General features: G+C 67.8%; 19 protein-coding genes. 14 read left to right on the top strand and 5 right to left on the bottom strand.

Annotation, left to right across the window (positions count from 1 at the left end; genetic code table 11):
• Positions 1-17: 17 nt before the first annotated feature.
• Positions 18-1,238, bottom strand: coding sequence for a helix-turn-helix domain-containing protein (locus G3545_RS06995; RefSeq protein WP_170011154.1), 1,221 nt, complete (start codon positions 1,236-1,238; stop codon positions 18-20).
• 92 nt (positions 1,239-1,330) lie between these two features.
• On the opposite strand from G3545_RS06995, the gene G3545_RS06990 reads away from it, so the two are divergent.
• The 3 genes from G3545_RS06990 (at position 1,331) to G3545_RS06980 (ending at position 3,260) form a co-directional block, all read left to right on the top strand.
• Positions 1,331-2,095, top strand: a complete 765-nt coding sequence (locus G3545_RS06990) for a thioredoxin family protein (protein WP_170011152.1) — start codon at positions 1,331-1,333, stop codon at positions 2,093-2,095.
• A gap of 12 nt (positions 2,096-2,107) precedes the next feature.
• Complete coding sequence (locus G3545_RS06985; protein WP_246702727.1) at positions 2,108-2,362, top strand: hypothetical protein; 255 nt, start codon at positions 2,108-2,110, stop codon at positions 2,360-2,362.
• Between the two features lie 121 nt (positions 2,363-2,483).
• Positions 2,484-3,260, top strand: a complete 777-nt coding sequence (locus tag G3545_RS06980) for a pyrroline-5-carboxylate reductase (RefSeq protein ID WP_170011150.1) — start codon at positions 2,484-2,486, stop codon at positions 3,258-3,260.
• Positions 3,261-3,276: 16 nt separating this feature from the next.
• On the opposite strand, the gene G3545_RS06975 is transcribed toward G3545_RS06980, so the two are convergent.
• Positions 3,277-4,248, bottom strand: coding sequence for a quinone oxidoreductase (locus G3545_RS06975; RefSeq protein ID WP_170011148.1), 972 nt, complete (start codon positions 4,246-4,248; stop codon positions 3,277-3,279).
• A 91-nt stretch (positions 4,249-4,339) separates the two neighbouring features.
• On the opposite strand from G3545_RS06975, the gene G3545_RS06970 reads away from it, so the two are divergent.
• The gene (locus G3545_RS06970; RefSeq protein WP_170011146.1) at positions 4,340-5,260 is read left to right on the top strand and encodes a LysR substrate-binding domain-containing protein; all 921 of its coding nucleotides are present in this window, start codon (positions 4,340-4,342) and stop codon (positions 5,258-5,260) included.
• Here the strand turns inward: G3545_RS06970 and G3545_RS06965 are convergent.
• The gene (locus tag G3545_RS06965) at positions 5,197-5,775 is read right to left on the bottom strand and encodes a TetR/AcrR family transcriptional regulator (RefSeq protein ID WP_170011144.1); all 579 of its coding nucleotides are present in this window, start codon (positions 5,773-5,775) and stop codon (positions 5,197-5,199) included. The two genes, G3545_RS06970 and G3545_RS06965, sit on opposite strands and share 64 nt — an antisense overlap.
• A 116-nt stretch (positions 5,776-5,891) precedes the next feature.
• On the opposite strand from G3545_RS06965, the gene G3545_RS06960 reads away from it, so the two are divergent.
• The 4 genes from G3545_RS06960 to G3545_RS06945 all read left to right on the top strand — a co-directional run bounded on the left by G3545_RS06960 (position 5,892) and on the right by G3545_RS06945 (position 9,781).
• Positions 5,892-6,794 (top strand): alpha/beta fold hydrolase, encoded by a 903-nt coding sequence (locus G3545_RS06960; RefSeq protein WP_170011142.1) that lies wholly within the window; start codon positions 5,892-5,894, stop codon positions 6,792-6,794.
• A gap of 310 nt (positions 6,795-7,104) precedes the next feature.
• The gene (locus G3545_RS06955) at positions 7,105-7,395 is read left to right on the top strand and encodes a hypothetical protein (RefSeq protein ID WP_170011140.1); all 291 of its coding nucleotides are present in this window, start codon (positions 7,105-7,107) and stop codon (positions 7,393-7,395) included.
• Between the two features lie 195 nt (positions 7,396-7,590).
• Complete coding sequence (locus G3545_RS06950; RefSeq protein WP_246702726.1) at positions 7,591-8,952, top strand: nodulation protein NfeD; 1,362 nt, start codon at positions 7,591-7,593, stop codon at positions 8,950-8,952.
• A 10-nt stretch (positions 8,953-8,962) separates the two neighbouring features.
• Positions 8,963-9,781 carry a slipin family protein gene (locus G3545_RS06945; protein ID WP_170011138.1) on the top strand — a complete coding sequence of 273 codons (819 nt, stop codon included), beginning with the start codon at positions 8,963-8,965 and terminating at the stop codon, positions 9,779-9,781.
• 45 nt (positions 9,782-9,826) lie between these two features.
• Here G3545_RS06945 and G3545_RS06940 read toward each other — a convergent pair whose 3' ends face one another.
• On the bottom strand, positions 9,827-10,399 hold the full coding sequence (locus tag G3545_RS06940) for a TetR/AcrR family transcriptional regulator (protein ID WP_170011136.1): 573 nt from the start codon (positions 10,397-10,399) through the stop codon (positions 9,827-9,829).
• A gap of 112 nt (positions 10,400-10,511) precedes the next feature.
• Between G3545_RS06940 and G3545_RS06935 the strand changes: the two genes are divergently transcribed.
• Entirely contained in the window at positions 10,512-11,198 is a 687-nt protein-coding gene (locus tag G3545_RS06935; RefSeq protein WP_170017944.1) for a glutathione S-transferase, read from the top strand.
• 80 nt (positions 11,199-11,278) lie between these two features.
• Here the strand turns inward: G3545_RS06935 and G3545_RS06930 are convergent, their stop codons facing one another.
• Positions 11,279-11,923: a TetR/AcrR family transcriptional regulator gene (locus G3545_RS06930; RefSeq protein ID WP_170011134.1), complete on the bottom strand. Its 645-nt coding sequence runs from the start codon at positions 11,921-11,923 to the stop codon at positions 11,279-11,281.
• A gap of 79 nt (positions 11,924-12,002) precedes the next feature.
• Between G3545_RS06930 and G3545_RS06925 the strand changes: the two genes are divergently transcribed.
• The 5 genes from G3545_RS06925 to cofC all read left to right on the top strand — a co-directional run bounded on the left by G3545_RS06925 (position 12,003) and on the right by cofC (position 16,184).
• Positions 12,003-12,614, top strand: a complete 612-nt coding sequence (locus G3545_RS06925; RefSeq protein WP_170011132.1) for an NAD(P)H-dependent oxidoreductase — start codon at positions 12,003-12,005, stop codon at positions 12,612-12,614.
• A 137-nt stretch (positions 12,615-12,751) separates the two neighbouring features.
• On the top strand, positions 12,752-13,756 hold the full coding sequence (fgd, locus tag G3545_RS06920) for a glucose-6-phosphate dehydrogenase (coenzyme-F420) (RefSeq protein ID WP_170011130.1): 1,005 nt from the start codon (positions 12,752-12,754) through the stop codon (positions 13,754-13,756).
• Positions 13,757-13,765: 9 nt separating this feature from the next.
• Positions 13,766-14,533 carry a coenzyme F420-0:L-glutamate ligase gene (gene cofE / locus G3545_RS06915; protein WP_170011128.1) on the top strand — a complete coding sequence of 256 codons (768 nt, stop codon included), beginning with the start codon at positions 13,766-13,768 and terminating at the stop codon, positions 14,531-14,533.
• On the top strand, positions 14,530-15,486 hold the full coding sequence (gene cofD, locus G3545_RS06910) for a 2-phospho-L-lactate transferase (protein WP_170011126.1): 957 nt from the start codon (positions 14,530-14,532) through the stop codon (positions 15,484-15,486). The genes cofE and cofD overlap by 4 nt, the downstream gene beginning before the upstream one ends.
• On the top strand, positions 15,483-16,184 hold the full coding sequence (gene cofC, locus G3545_RS06905) for a 2-phospho-L-lactate guanylyltransferase (protein WP_170011124.1): 702 nt from the start codon (positions 15,483-15,485) through the stop codon (positions 16,182-16,184). Before cofD ends, cofC begins: the two co-directional genes overlap by 4 nt.
• The last annotated feature ends 75 nt before the right edge of the window (positions 16,185-16,259 follow it).

Below are 16,259 nucleotides of genomic sequence, written 5' to 3'. Positions count from 1 at the left end.
ACTCACCTTCCGGAACTCTAGTCACCCGGCCAGGGGGCAGGGAGTAACAAGGTCGTCGTGAATCCGGGCACCGGCGGCGTCATCCAGCGGCGCGCCCGGCCACGGCCGAACGACTGCACCTTGCCGGCGGCGCCGAGCGCATCGAGTGCCCGCTGCACGGTGCGCTGGCTGGCGCCGAGCGCAAGCGCCAGCGCCGAGCTGGACCAGGATTCTCCGTCGGTAAGGAAGGCGAGCACCGCCGCGTGCGGCTCCTCGACCGGCCGCGCCAGCACCATGACCTCGCCGACGCCGCGCGGGGCGAGCGCAAAGCCACGCTGCGTCGCGCTCACCCGGGCCAGCGGCCGCAGCAGGGTGCGCAGCCGGCCGATCTCCACGCGCAAGCGGGCACGATGCGATTCATCGGCAGACTTGCCGCCGAAAGCCCGGGCGATGAGCGTGTCCCTCGCCACGTCACCGGGCCACGCCTCGCCCAGCGTGCGCGCCAGCGCGAACAGCACTGGGCGCGTCGCCAACGAGATCACCAGGTGCGGCTCGCGCACGGCATGGCGGCACGCATCGACCACGAGCACCTTCGACGCCAGCAGCGCCTCGACTTCCTCGAGCCGCAGCGGGCGTTCCGCGCCGTGCGCGATCAGCCGCGCCGCCGGCGTGTCCAGCAAGAGCGAGGCGCTCTCGACCTCCGCCGCCAGCGCCGGAATGCGGGCCTCGCGCGCGGCCCGTCCCGCGCGGGCAAGAGCATCACGCGCCGTCTGGGTGTGCAGGCGGCGCATCGCGATCCCGGCCACCACGAGTTCGTGCGCGGCGCTCAAGGCGGGCGGGAAGGGGGCTGGATCCAGCTCGGCGAGCCGTTGCTCGGCCTCGTCGAGCCGACCCACCAGCAGCAGGCGCCGGACCTCGAGATAGCGCGCATGCGCCGCGTTCGCCCGATCGCCATGCGCTTCCAGCGTCGCCCGGGCTGCGTCGAGCGTCTTTGCCGGCCAGCCGAGGTCGCGGGCGGCGAGCGCGATCTCGGCCTCGGCGACTATGCAGCGCGCATGGGCCACCGCCTCTTTCGGGCCGAATGCGCGCGCTGCGCTGCGCACCAGGGCCTTGCCCCGCGCGAGATCGCCGAGCTGCGCCATGGCGATGCCGCGAAGCGCCAGCGCCGGCGCGTCGTCGCGCAGCGCGACCCTTTTCAGCGCGCCGAGTGGATCACCCGCCGCGAGCGCACGCGCCGCGGCGGTGATCAGAGAGTCCATTGGAATCCCGCCACACTTGTCACTCCCACCTGCCGATGCCCGGTCCCTAGTCTGGCCACACCACGAACACACCCGACGAAGGAGCGAAGGTAATGACGACACACATCACTGCAACACGCGAAAGCTGGCTGGCGGCCCGGCGTGAGTTGCTCGAAGCCGAGAAGGCGCTGACGCGGCAGAGCGACGAGCTGGTGCGCCGGCGGCAGGAATTGCCGTGGGTCCGGGTCGACAAGGCGTATCGCTTCGACACCGAGGAGGGCAGCGTGGCGCTGCCCGAGCTGTTCAAGGGGCGCTCGCAGCTGCTGGTCTACCACTTCATGTTCGGGCCCGACTACAAGGCCGGCTGCCCGAGTTGCTCGGCGCTGGCCGATGGCTTCGACGGCTCCGTCGTCCATCTCGCCAATCACGACGTCGCGTTCTGCGTGGTGTCGCGGGCGCCGCTCGCCAGGCTGCAGGCCTACAAGCAGCGCATGGGGTGGAGCTTTCCGTGGGCGTCCTCGGCCGGCGGTGACTTCAATTTCGACTTCAACGTGTCGTTCACCGAGCAGCAGCAGCGCGAGGGCGGCATCGACTATAATTACGAGCGCGGCGGCCACGCGATGGATGCGACGCCGGTGCCGGCGCCCGTCGCCGAGTTCGCGGCGATGTCCGGCACCGACGCCGCCACCTATGCGCGCGATCGGCCGGGCATGAGCGCGTTCGTGATCGAGGACGGCGTCGTCTACCACACCTACTCGGCCTATTCGCGCGGGCTGGACGGCCTGTGGGGCATGTACCAGTGGCTCGATCGCGCCCCGAAGGGTCGCAACGAGGCCGGCATCTGGTGGCGCCGCCACGACGAGTACGGTCGGAGCTGAGGGGGCGCCACGATGATCGCTGTCCAGCGTGAAACGGCGGGCGCCGATGCGCCCGCCCTCGGTGCGGCCGGCTGGCTGAATCTCGCGGCCGCTCCGACCTTCGCGATCATGGCACTGCTGACCGGCGTGCTCGGCGGGCCGGCAGACATGCTCTGCCCGGCCGCGCCGGATGCGTGGCCGCTGGGCGGAATGGCTGTCATGTATGCGCTGATGAGCGCCTTCCATATGGCGCCCTGGCTGAGATTGATCGCCAGCCGGAGGGCCTGACGGGAAACTCGAGGACAGATTTGCGGCCTCGCCGCCGCGCCCCTTCCGGTGATAGATCAGCGTGCGCTACGGCTCGGCCGCGCGCGCATGGTCTTCGATCACTCCGCTTGGAAGGCACGGCATGAGACTGGGATTTGTCGGCACCGGCACCATCGCGTCGGCGATGGTCATCGGGCTGCGCGCGGCAGGGAACATCGACCCCATCATTCTGTCGCCGCGCAATGCGGAGGTCGCCGCCGATCTCGCCGGCCGCTTCGACAGTGTACAGGTGGCATCGACCAACCAGGCCGTGCTCGACGCCAGCGACCTCGTCGTGCTGGCGGTGCGGCCGCAGATCGCATCGAGCGTGCTGCCCGAACTGCGCTTCCGGCCCGACCATCACGTCCTCAGCGTGATCGCCACGCTGTCGCTCGACTATCTCGGGCCCCTGATAGCCCCCGCGACGCTGGCGACGCGGGCCGTACCCTTGCCCTCGGTCGCCCGCCGGCAGGGACCGACCGCGATCTATCCGCCGAGCCCGCCCATCAAGGCCTTGTTCGACGCCCTGGGCACCGCGATCGAACTCGGCAATGAGCGCGAGTTCGACGCCTTCTCGGCCGCCACCGGCGTCATGGCCAGCTATTTCGCCCTGGCGGAGACGCTCTCGGTCTGGATGACGCGCCGCGGCGTCGCCCCCGACAATGCCCAGGCGTTCGTGAGCCAGATGTTCCAGGGCCTCGCCGGCACCTCGCCGGCCGCGCACGGCGGCGGCTTCGCCGCGCTGGCCGACGAGCACCAGACCCGCGGCGGGCTCAACGAGCAGGTGCTGAAGTCCGTCACCGAGGACGGCGTGTTCGCAGCGCTGGAGCGCGCGCTCGACGCGGTGTTCGCCCGCGTCACGGCCGCGCCGCCCGCGTGAGCGGCGGAACGTCCCGCTAGGGCAGCAGCACCGTCGCTCCTGTCGTCTGGCGGGCTTCGAGCCGGCGGTGCGCCTCGGCCGCGTCGGTCAGCGGCAGGCGCGCATGGACGGGGATCTTCACAGCGCCGCTCGCAACGACCGAGAACAATTCCGCGCTCATGGTGAGCACGTCCTCGCGCCTGGCCAGATGGTCGAACAGCAATTGCCAGGTGGCGAACAGCGAGCCCTTCTTCATCAGGAGCATGATGTCGAATGGCGGGATCGGCCCCGACGCCGAGCCGTAGCTGACGAAAGTGCCAAAACGCCGGAGGCAATCGAGCGAGGCCGGGAAGGTCGCCTTGCCGACGCCGTCATAGACCACATGGCAGCCCTCGCCATGGGTGATCTCCTTCACCCGCGCTGCGAAGTCCTCCCTGGTGTAGTCGATGACGTGGTCGCAGCCATTGGCGCGCGCCAGCCCCGCCTTCGCCGGCGAGCCGACCGTGCCGATGACGGTGGCGCCGAGGTGCCTGGCCCATTGCGTCAGGATCAGCCCGACACCGCCCGCCGCGGCGTGCACCAGGATGGTGTGTCCCGGCTCGACGCGAAAAGTGCGGCGCAGCAGGTACTGCGCGGTGAGGCCCTTCAGCATCATCGCCGCGCCGGTGGCGAAATCGATCGCATCGGGCAGGTGCACGAGGAAATGCACCGGCACGATGCGCTCCTCGGCATAGGCGCCGAGCGTGCCGACATAGGCTACGCGATCGCCCACAGCGAATTCCGTCACGCCTTCGCCCACCGCGACCACCTCGCCGGCGCCCTCATTGCCCGGTGTGAAGGGCAGGGCGGGCGGCGCGTATTCCCCGGTGCGGAAATAGGTGTCGACGAAGTTGAGGCCGATCGCCCGGTTGCGCACGAGCACCTCGCCGGGGCCGGGCCAGCCGATCTCCATATCTTCGAGAGCGAGCACCTCTGGCCCGCCATGGCGGTGAACACGGATCGCTTTCATCGTCTCTCCCTTTCAGCGTGTGGGATCGGGAGATAGCGTGCCGCGAGCTACGCTTGTAGACTGATATCGGTGAGATCAGAGTTCAGCAGAAATGATATCCGAGCAGATCGGCCTCGACCTCCTTCGCACCTTTGTCGCGGTGTGCCGGCAAGGCAGTTTGAGCCGCATCGCCGCGCAGACCGGCCGCACCCAATCCGCCCTGAGCATGCAGATGCGCCGGCTGGAGAGCCTGCTCGACCGGCAATTGTTCCAGCGCACCGGCCGCGGCGTGGTGCCCACCACTGAGGGCGAGATCTTCCTCGGCTACGCCACCCGCATCCTTGCGCTGAGCGATGAAGCCGCGGCGCGCCTGCGGCAGAGCGAGATCAGCGGCGGCGTGCGCATCGGCCTCGCCGAGGAGGTGGCCAATGCCGCGCTCCCGGCCGCGCTGGGGCGACTGCATCGTGGCTATCCCGATATCCGCCTCGACGTGGTGGTGGAGCACAGCGTCGCCCTCGGCCAGCTCTGGCGCGAGGACGGGCTGGATCTCATGATCGGCCCGACCTCGGTGGTGGTGGCCGATGCCCTGGTCACCTGGAATGTCGATCTCCAATGGGTCTGCGCGCTGGACCATGTCCCGGATCCGGCGCGGCCCCTCGATCTCGTCGCCTTCGCCGCGCCCTGCCTGTGGCGCCGGCGCATGATCGAGGCGCTGGTCGCGAACGGCCGCGAGCATAGGGTCACCTTCACCAGCCAGAGCATCATGGCCCTGCAGGCGGCGGTCGAGAACGGGCTCGGCATCGGCCTGCTGCCGCCGGAGCCGGTGCGCGGCGGCGCCATGCGCGTGCTGAAGACGTCAGCCGGCGTGCCGGAGCCGCTCACCGTGCAATACGGCCTCTACGCCCACGACAAGCGCACGCCAGTGATCGATGCCGCGATCGAGGTCCTGCTGGAGGGGATACCCGGAGGTCATGAGGCGTCCAGCGCCGCGCTGACCAGTGCGAAGGCGGCATCACCGGCCGTCTCCATGTAGGACGGGTCTCGGTGAAGCTGAACGACGGCGAACGAGCCATCGAGCAACAGCAGCACCTGCCGGGCTAGCGCAACTCCGTCCGGGATGCCCTCGGCCTCGAACGTGCCGCGCAACCAGTCCTCGAACTTCTTCTTGTGGGCAGCGCCGATCTTGATCGCCGGGTGCCCCGGCATGCCGGCGAGTTCGGACGAAGTACGCAGGAACCCGCAGCCTCGCCATTTGGGGTGCCGGGCTGCCTTCGCCAGATTGTAGAAGATGGCCCGGACCTGGGCGGCGAGGCCGCCTTCCGCTTCGCTGAACCAGCGCTTGAACAGGGCGATATTCGGCTGGTCGCGCGCATCGAGATAGGCGGCGATCAGGTCGTCCTTGCTCCTGAAATGATAATAGAGGGTGCGCTTCGTCAGCCCGGCCTTTTCGGCCACGGCGTCGACGCTCACCGCCCTGATCCCGTCGCTGTAGAACAGCTTCGAGGCCGCGGAGATGATGCGATCGCGCGTCGACGGTTCGTAGCCCATGCCCCGATGTATACCGACCAGTGAGTATACGCAACGCTGCGGCTTGCGTAGCTTTTCGCCGCCGCCGCGCTGTCGGGATGAGAGAGCGATGACCGGCGTGAGCCATGTGAGTTCCGATGCCGGAAGGACGCCCCATCGAGATCGCCTGCCGCGACGGTGTCACGCTGAGGGGGCACCTGTGGGCGCGGCGCGGTGGGCGCTCGCACGGCATAGTCATCGTGAATCCGGCCACAGGCGTTGCGGCGCGGTACTATCACTACTTTGCCGGCTTTCTGGCCGAGCGCGGCTTCGACGTGCTGACCTACGACTATCGCGGCATTGGCCTGTCTCGGCCGGAACGACTGCGCGGGCAGGGCTATCGCTGGCGGGACTGGGGCGAACTGGATTTCGACGCGGCGCTCCGCTTCGCGCGGGACCATGATGCGGCGGCTTCGTTGCTGGTGGTGGGGCACAGCATCGGTGGGTATCTGCCGGGGCTCTCGGAGAACGCCACCGCGATCGACCGCATGCTGACGGTTGGTGCCCAATATGGGTGGTGGCGGGATTATGCGGCCGGCCGGCGTACCCGCCTGTTCCTGAAATGGCACGTCCTTATGCCGGCGGTGACCGCGATGTTCGGCTATTTCCCGGGCAAGCGGCTTGGCTGGCTCGAGGATCTCCCAGTGGGCGTCGCCAATGAGTGGAGCTTTCGCCGGGCGCGGATGGAATTGAACCATCCGCCGCAAATGCGAGAGGAGGTCATTCGGCGCTTTGCTGCCGTCAGCGCATCAATTCTTGCCGTCGTCGTCTCGGACGATGACATCGGCACGGTGCCGGCTGTCCGCAGGACGCTGGGCTATTACGTCGGTGCAGCGCGGACCGAGGTGCTGTTGACGCCCGGTGATCTCGGCTTCGATGCGATTGGGCATTTCAGCCTGTTTCATGCGCGGCACGCCGCAGGCTTCTGGCTGGACGCGCTCCTCTGGCTGCGGGATGGCGTGAACCCCTGGCCGCAGAAGCGACCTGCCGGCAATCCATAAGCAGGAGTTCCGACAGGCACGCGCTCATCGTCGTCCGGCGGTGATCAGGCGACCAGGGCCAGCCGCTTCACAGAGCGGCCGCATTGGTTTCACCAAATGGACGCATCGGAGACAGGCGATGACCGGATTACGGCGATATTCATCGTCCCGTCAGCAACAATGATCGCGCGTCGCCCAGACAAGCGTCGAGTATTCGCAAGCCCGCGCAGTTGCCTGACGCCTGCATAGCTGCACGATGACGGATTGCCTTGGTGAAAGCCGCAATTCGCAAATTCACGGTCAATTCCGATCTCTTCGAAAGGAGCCAGCCATGAAATTGACGTCCGCCCGTATCGACCGGACCCTGAGCCAATTCGATGCCCAGCCCGTCCCCGACAACCACCCGGTGATGGAGCAGTTCAATCGCCTGTTCGGTGATCATACGTTCTTCATCGACCGTAATGGCCTCAACATCATCGAACCCGGCGAGCCCCGCGACGGCAAGCTGGAAACCGGGCAGGTCATCAAGCTCGCGAGCTGGACCGACGACACCAGGAGCACGCTCGCACCCCATGAGCGGGAATCCACCGAAGTGGTCGTCGTGCTCGGCAGGGCGGCGTAGCAGCCCGCATCGCCGCAAATACCGAGGCCCGCGCAACGCTGCCAAGGCGTGCGGTACCGCCCGGTGGCACCCCGATCAGGGAACATGCCCGGCGCGACGGCGTTCTCATGAATGACGCCGCCGCGCGGTGGTTGTTCCTTGATCAGATAGTCACGGCGGCCGTCGCGAAAGGGCTGAACTGTGACCGTGAGTGGCATGCGCCGAAGCGGTCGGAAATCATGGCTGGCCGGCCTTGCCGCTGGCATCATTGTCCTGTTCGGCCTGGGTCTTGCGGCACCCCGCGCCGAGGAAACCCGCGCCGGTCGCACGGCGATCCTGCTCGATATCGACGGCGCGATCGGGCCGGCCACCAGCGAATATCTGCGCCAGGGCTTCGCCCAGGCGTCCGATCGCGGCGCCGCCTTGATCATCCTGCGCATGGACACGCCCGGCGGCCTCGACACCGCGATGCGGGAGATCGTGCGCGCCATCCTGGCCTCGCCCATCCCGGTCATCACCTATGTGAGCCCGAGCGGGGCGAGGGCGGCAAGCGCGGGGACCTATATCCTCTATGCCAGCCATCTCGCGGCAATGGCACCGGGCACCAATCTCGGCGCCGCCACCCCGGTGACGCTCGGTGGCGGCGAAGGCGGCGAGGCGGACCAGAAGGCGCCGCAGGACGCCCACATGGCGAAGGCCGTCAATGACGCCGCCGCCTATATTCGCGGCCTTGCCTCGCTGCGCGGCCGCAACATCGCCTTCGCCGAGCGCGCGGTGCGCGAGGCCGCGAGCCTGCCCTCACAGGAAGCGCTGGCGCAGGGCGTCATCGAGATCGTCGCCACCGACCTGAAAGACCTGCTGGCGCAGGCCGGCGGGCGGATCGTCACCGTCAACCAGCAGAAGGTGACGCTCGATACCAGCGCGGTGGACATCGTCGCCATCGCGCCGGACTGGCGCGCCCGGTTCCTGGCGACGATCACCGATCCGAACATCGCCTATCTCCTGCTGCTGCTCGGCGTCTACGGGCTGATCTTCGAGTTCCTCAGTCCCGGCGCCGTCGCCCCCGGCGTCATCGGAGCGATCTCGCTGCTCATCGGCCTGTTCGCGCTCGGCTTGCTGCCGGTCAGCTTTGCCGGTGCCGGGCTCCTGCTGGTGGGCATCGTGCTCATGGTGGTGGAGGCCGTCATCGGCTCCTTCGGCGTTCTTGGCATTGGTGGGGTGGTGGCCTTCGTGGTCGGCTCGATCTTCCTGTTCGACAACAGCGTGCCGGGCTTCTCCCTGTCGTGGCCGGTGATCGCGACGGCCGCGGCGATGAGCGCCGCCTTCTTCCTTCTTGCCATCGGCGCGGCATGGCGCGCGCACCGGCGCACGGCGGTGACCGGCGACGCCGCGCTGCTCGGCAGCGCCGGCCATGTCGTGGCGTGGGATGGCGGCAGGGGACTGATCCAGATGCCGGGCGAGCGCTGGCAGGCGCGCGCCGATGCGCCGCTTGCGCCGGGCCAGCGCGTCCGCGTGGTCGCCCGTGATGACCTGACCCTCGTCGTCGTGCCGGATGCGGTATCTCCGCCGCAGGAGTGAGGAACGTCAGATGCTCGAATTCGTCCCCTTTGCGATCATCGTCCTGCTGGTCATCATCATTGCCCTGTCGGCGATCCGCATCATGCGCGAGTACGAGCGCGCGGTGATGTTCACCCTCGGCCGCTTTTCCGGGGTGAAGGGGCCGGGGCTCATCGTCCTCATCCCCTTCGTGCAGCAGATCGTGCGCGTCGACCTGCGCACCATCGTGCTCGACGTGCCGAGCCAGGACGTGATCTCGCGGGACAATGTGTCGGTGAAGGTGAACGCCGTGCTCTATTTCCGAGTGGTCGACGCCGACAAGGCGATCATCCAGGTCGAGAACTTCATGATCGCGACCAGCCAGCTCGCGCAGACCACGCTGCGCTCGGTGCTCGGCAAGCACGAGCTCGACGAAATGCTGGCCGAGCGCGACAAGCTCAATCTGGACATACGGGAAATACTCGACAGCCAGACCGACGCCTGGGGCATCAAGGTGGCCAATGTCGAGATCAAGCATGTCGACATCAATGAGAGCATGATCCGCGCCATCGCCAGGCAGGCCGAGGCCGAGCGCAACCGCCGGGCGCGGATCATCAGCGCCGAAGCCGAGCAGCAGGCCGCCCAGAAGCTGGTGGAAGCCGCCAACATCCTTGCGGTGACACCCGAGGCGATGCAACTGCGCTATCTCTCGACGCTGCACGACATCGCGACTGAGAAGAGCTCGACCATCGTCTTTCCGATGCCGATCGACCTGTTGCGCGGGCTGACCGGCCCGGCTGCGCCTGGCGACGCCAGACCGCCGGCGACGGCGAGCGGGGGCGCGCGGCGGTCGCCCAAGACCAGCGAATGAGCGGCCGGGAAGTGAGTGGCCGGCGAATGAGCGGTCGCGGTGCGCTTACGGAATGAGCCCGGTCGCGCGATAGGTTCGGACAGTCTGGTCATAGACCCCGATATCCTGGCAGCTACGGGCGACGAGCTGGGCGCCTTCGATGGCTGAGAAGATCGCCATCGCGTGCTCGCTCAAAGCCTGCTCGTCTGCATCAGGCTTCGCCAACGCCAGAACTTGCGTGATCCAGCCGACATTCATCGCGGCGAACCTGTCGATCTCGGTCCTGACCTCGGGCGGGAGGTCGTCGAGTTCAGCGCTCATGATGCCGTACAGGCACATGCGATTATTGTTGGCGAGAACCGAGCGAAAGATCTCGGTGTACCGGTCCATGCACCATGTCGGGTCACTCGACCCGGCCAGCAGTCCCCCGAGATAGGCCGCGCCATCCTCGGTGTAGCGGCGTGCCAGCGCCGCCCCGAGATCGCCCTTGGTCGGGAAGTGATAGTGCACGCTGGCACTTTTTATCCCGACCTCCTTCGCGATCTCGCGAAAGCTCAGCGCGTTATAGCCGTGTGCCTGCACGGTGGCTTTAGCCGCCGCCATCACCGCTTCGCGCATATCCGACTTCGTTTTCGCCATGATGGAACCTTGCCTATCACTCGATAGATAGTTCTTGACGTCGAAACTGCAAAGGCCTACTCGACTCCATCGTATCTATCTATCGATAGACAGACAAACAAAGGTCATCGCAATGAGAATTTTCGATCGTCCCGGCTTTCCCAACCCGGCCCGTATCCGCATCGTCCTGGCTGAAAAGGCGCTCGAATCCCAAGTCGAGTTCGTCTCCGTCGACCTGATCGCCGCCGAGCACCAGCAGCCCGCTTTCCTGGAAAAGAACCCCTCCGGCGTTCTGCCGGTGCTGCAGCTCGACGATGGCACCTACATCGCAGAATCCACGGCGATCACCGAGTATCTCGACAATCTTGATGGACATCCGACGCTGACCGGCACGACGCCGAAGCAGAAGGCGCTCATCCACATGATGCAGCGACGGGCGGAAGCCGAGCTGCTCGACCCGGTCGGAATCTATTTCCACCACGCGACACCGGGCCTGGGCCCCGATCTCCAGGCGTTCAAAAGCCCTGAATGGGCGGGCCGCCAGGACTGGGGAAATCGCCAGCGCGACAAGGCGCTGCGCGGCATGGCGTATTTCAATACGGTGCTGCGGAGCCAGCCATTCGTCGCCGGCGACGCGTTCTCGATGGCGGATATCACCGTCTTTGCCGGGCTGATGTTCGCCGATGCCGCCGGCATCGCCGTGCCGGAGGATTGTTCCACGCTGGTCGCCTGGCGCGCGAAGGTCGCCGAATTGCCAAGCGTGAAGAATCGCAGCGGCCAGATGTTCGTCCCGGAGGATCTGCGCCGCCTCGGCTTCTGAACCGCTGATACATTGCGCGTTCGGCCCCTTCGGGCGCGGGTGAGGGGCGTCGGCGGATGGCGTGACGAGTAGCGCTGGCGTCACGCCCCGGATACCGCGCCAGTCTCCCGCGCGCTTCGGGCGACCATCGCGACGATGATCTCGAACAGTTCGCCTTCGGCCTGCGCGGCGGTGATCTCGTTGGTCGTCGCGGCATAGGACAATGCCTCGGCCGCTCCCAGCATGGCCCACAGGCCGGCGGGCGCGATGGCGCCCCCCGAGGTGCACGGCGCAAGCGCCACCCGGCACTTCTCGATGAACGCCACCTCGAAGTCGCGCTTGATCTTTTCGAGTTCGGGCGAGCCTGCCAATGCCGCGATCACCCCCGGTATCTCTCGGCCCTGCAGCAGCACGCACGCAACATAGGAGGAGGCGATGACCGCAGCCCGGGCCGGCAAGGTCGGTTCGCTGGCCTCGAGCGCGGCGTCCATGAGCGCGTCCTGGCGTGCGTCGAACTCCTGGAAGAGCGCCGCCAGCAGCCGGGACCGCGTGTCGAAATGATCATAGACGACGGGCTTGGTGACGCCCGCCTGCTCGGCAAGCCGCCCGAGCGTCAACGCTTCGGTTCCCTCATTACGAACCAGCCGCCAGGCGACGTCTATCAACTGGCGATGCCGGTCCTCGCGCAACAGGCGGCGACGCGGCTGCGGATTGGTAGCGGGGTCCTTCGGCTCGACGCTTGACATGCTTATATACCAAAAGTAACTTACTAACAGTATATAAGCTTCGCCTTTCGCCGGCAATCCATAGCCAGGAGTTCCCGACATGCACGCGCTCATCGTCGTCGCGCATCCCGATCCCAAGTCGCTCACCCAAAACATCGCCGCGCACCTGGGCGAGGGCATTGCCCTCTCCGATGCCGGCAACTCCTTCGAGATCGCCGATCTGGCGGGGGAAGCCTTCGATCCGCGCTTCACCCTGGCCGATCACGCCGCCCACCGCCGGCAGGCGCCGACCCCCGCCGATGTCGCCGCCGAGCAGGCGAGGATCGATCGCGCCGATACCCTCGTGCTGGTCTATCCGGTCTATTGGTGGTCCATGCCGGGGCTGCTCAAGGGCTGGATCGACCGCGTGTTTTCCAATGGCTGGGCTTATGACGAGAGCGCCGAGGCCGGTTCGGTGAAGAAGCTGCGCCACCTCAAGGTCCATCTCGTCGCCATTGGTGGCGCCGACACGCGAACCTATGCCCGGCACGGCTATTTCGGCGCCATGAAGACGCAGATCGACCATGGCATCTTCGATTATTGCGGCGCGCGGGTCGTGACCTCCGAACTGCTGTTCGAATCCGACCGGCAGGATCCGGCCATCCATCTGGATGCCGCCCGCGCCATCGGCCGCAATCTCTTCACGGCGTCTCGGGAATTCGAGGCGGCCTGAGCGCGTCGCGCGCTAGCCGCGGTGACGTCAGTGGCAATTGCAAGCAACTGTATTCGAATAATAATTTATCATATTGTGCTGCACTATCATCTCACTCTATCATGCTCCGATGCGGTCTCGCGCATCGGAGGGATGGCGTGCTCAGACTTGGCTACAAGGCGTCGGCGGAGCAGTTCGACGCGCGGCGCCTTCTCGATTTCGCCGTGCTGGCCGAGCAGCAGGGCTTCGATTCCGTCTTCATCAGCGATCATTTCCAGCCCTGGCGCCACACCGGCGGCCACGCGCCCGCGGCGCTCGCCTGGCTGGGCGCGCTCGGCGCCTCGACTTCGCGCGTCATCCTCGGCACCAGCGTGCTCACGCCGACCTTCCGCCACCACCCCTCCATGGTGGCGCAGGCCTTCGGCACGCTCGGCCAGCTCTATCCGGGACGGGTGGTGCTGGGCGTCGGCTCCGGCGAGTCGCTCAATGAGGTGCCGGCCACCGGGGCGGCGTGGCCGGAGCTGAAGGAGCGCACCGCCCGGCTGCGCGAGGCGGTGCAACTCATCCGCCTGTTGTGGAGCGAGGAGCGGGTCAGCTTCGAGGGCGCGTTCTACCGCACCGAGCGCGCCACCATCTATGACCGGCCGGAACAGCCGGTGCCGATCTACATTGCCGGTGCCGGCCCGCTGGTGGCGAAGTTCGCCGGGCGCGCAGGCGACGGCTTCATCTGCACCAGCGGCAAGGACCCGGCGCTCTACAGCGAGACGCTGCTGCCGAACGTGGCCGCAGGGCTCGCCGAATCCGGCCGCGTGGTGATCGGCTTCGACCGCATGATCGAGATGAAGGTGTCGTTCGACACCGACATGGAAAAGGCGAAGCAGGACACGCGCTTATGGGCGGCTCTTACACTGTCGCCTGAAGAGAAGATGTCGGTCGACGACCCGCTGGAGATGGAGCGGCTGGCCGATGCGCTCCCCGTCGAGCGCGCCGCCAGCCGCTGGATCGTTTCCACCGATCCGGACGAGCATGTCGAGAAGATCGGCGCCTATGTCGCGCTCGGCTTCCGGCACCTGGTGTTCCATGCGCCGGGCGCCGACCAGGAGCGCTTCCTGCGCCTCTATGCGGCCGAGGTGCTGCCGAAGCTGCGCGCGAAGTTCGGCTAGGGACGCCTCATGGAAGCGCCCCGCATCGAGTTCGTCGCCATCCCCGGCTTTCCGCTGGTCGGGCCGGGCGATGATCTCGCGGCGCTGGCGCTGGCTGGCATTGCCAGGGCCGGGCTAGAGCTTTGCTCTGGCGACGCCGTGGTCTTCGCACAGAAGATCGTCTCCAAAGCGGAGGGCCGGTTGGTCGATCTCGCCACCGTCACGCCTTCCGCCGAGGCGACCGCTCTGGCGGCGGAGACCCGCAAGGATGCGCGCCTTGTCGAGCTTATCTTGCGCGAGAGCCGGCGGGTGGTACGGGCGCGGCCCGGCGTGCTGATCGTCGAGCACCGGCTCGGCCTCATCATGGCCAATGCCGGCATCGACCAGTCGAACGTGGCGACTGAGGGCCGCGAGATGGCGCTGCTGCTGCCGGAGGACCCGGACGCCAGCGCGCGGCGCCTGAGCGCGGCGCTCAGCGCTGCGAGCGGCACCGGGATCGCCGTGGTGATCAATGACAGTTTCGGCCGTGCCTGGCGGCTCGGCACCATGGGCGTCGCCATCGGCGCGGCCGGCCTGCCGGCCTTGCTCGACCGGCGCGGCGAGCCGGACCTGTTCGGCCGGCCCTTGCAGGTGACCTTGGTTGGCCACGCCGACGAGATCGCCGCCGGCGCCTCGCTACTGATGGGGCAGGCGGACGAGGGGCGCCCGGTGGTGCTGGTGCGCGGCCTCTCGCCCGCCGGCTCGCCCGGCGCGGCGATCGATCTGATCCGGCCGGCAGCGGAGGATCTGTTCCGATGAGCGACGGCGCGAAGGTGGTGGCGCTCTCCGGCGGCATCGGCGGGGCGAAGCTCGCGCTCGGGCTCGACCGGTTGCTGCCGGCCTGCGCGCTCACCGTGGTGGCGAATACCGGCGATGATTTCAATCATCTCGGCCTGCATGTATCGCCCGACATCGACACGCTGCTCTACACCCTCGCCGGCCTCGACGATCCCACCAAGGGCTGGGGCCGCCGCGACGAGACCTGGACCTTCATGAAGGCGATTGCTGCGCTCGGCGGCGAGAGCTGGTTCCTGCTCGGCGACGGGGACCTCGCCACCCATGTCGAGCGCACTAGGCGCCTCGGGGCCGGCGAGACGCTGTCCATGGTGACGGAGGCGTTCCGACAGCGCTTCGGCATCGCCTCGCGCATCCTGCCGATGAGCGACGACGCAGTGCGCACCCGCGTGCGCACCGACGAGGGCTGGCTCGACTTCCAGCATTATTTCGTCCGCCGACGCTGCGAGCCGGCAGTGGAGGCGCTGGAGTTCACCGGAGCGGTGAGCGCGCGTATGGCGCCCGATGTGGCCGCGGCCATCGCCGATCCGGCGCTGGCCGCGATCATCATCTGCCCGTCTAACCCGTATCTGTCGGTCGATCCCATCCTCGCCGTGCCGGGGATGCGAGAGGCGCTGCGTGCCCGGCGCGTGCCGGCGCTTGCGGTCTCGCCGATCATCGCCGGGCAAGCGGTGAAGGGGCCGACCGCGAAGATGATGGCCGAGCTCGGCCTCGAACCCAGCGCCGCCACCGTCGCGCGGCACTATGAAGGCCTGATCGACGGCCTCATGGTCGACGCCCTCGACGCCGATGTCGAGGTGCCCGCCGGCATGCGGGTCTTCGCGGCGGCGACACTGATGCGCAGCCTCGACGATCGCATCTATCTCGCGCGCACCGTGCTCGCCGCCGTAGCCGAGCTGGCGGGGGGCCGGGCATGAGCGCGGCCGGCATCTGGGCGGTGGTGCCGGTGAAGGCGTTTTCCCGCGCGAAGAGCCGCCTTGCCGCCGCTTTCCCCGCGGATCTGCGGCAGGCCCTGGTGCGCGCCATGCTGGAGGACGTGCTGGCGGCGCTGGCGGGGGTCGAGGGGCTGGCCGGATATGCTGTGGCGACCGGCGAGCCCGAAGCCCGCCTGATCGCCGCGCGGCATGGCGCGCGCGTGCTTGCCGATGCCGATCACGGCCTCAACGAGACGCTGGCAGCAGCAGCCCGCACGCTCAAGGTCGAGGGCGCGGGCGGCATGCTGGTGCTGCCGGGCGATATTCCCGCCGTCACCACCGCCGAGATCGTCCGATTGCTGGCCGGACACGGCGAGGGCCGCGCGGTCAGCCTGGTTGCGGCCCATGACGGGCAGGGGACCAACGCACTGCTGGCGAGCCCGCCCGATGCGATCGATTTCGCCTTCGGGCCGGGCAGCTTCATGGCCCATCGCGCGGCCGCGGAACGGCTCGGTATCGTGCCCAGCATCGGTGCCTTTCCCGGCATGGCAGTCGATCTCGACACGCCCGCCGACATTGCACGCCTCGCCCGCCGGCCGATGGGGCCGCGCACCTGGCGTCTGCTGGAAGACGAGGGCCTGCTGCGGCCGCCGCGACGAACTGGCCGAGGCGCGAGCGGCGTCTCGTTCTACGGAAGATGAGGGCCCGAGAGGCGGATTCTAAACGAGCCACCTCATCCTGAGGTGCGAGCGTAGCGAGCCTCGAAGGATGCTGAA

Origin of the sequence: Starkeya sp. ORNL1, assembly GCF_012971745.1 — a bacterium.
Classification (GTDB): domain Bacteria; phylum Pseudomonadota; class Alphaproteobacteria; order Rhizobiales; family Xanthobacteraceae; genus Ancylobacter.
Note: the sequence above shows the minus strand (reverse complement) of the source record. Positions and strands in the feature narration are given on the sequence as shown.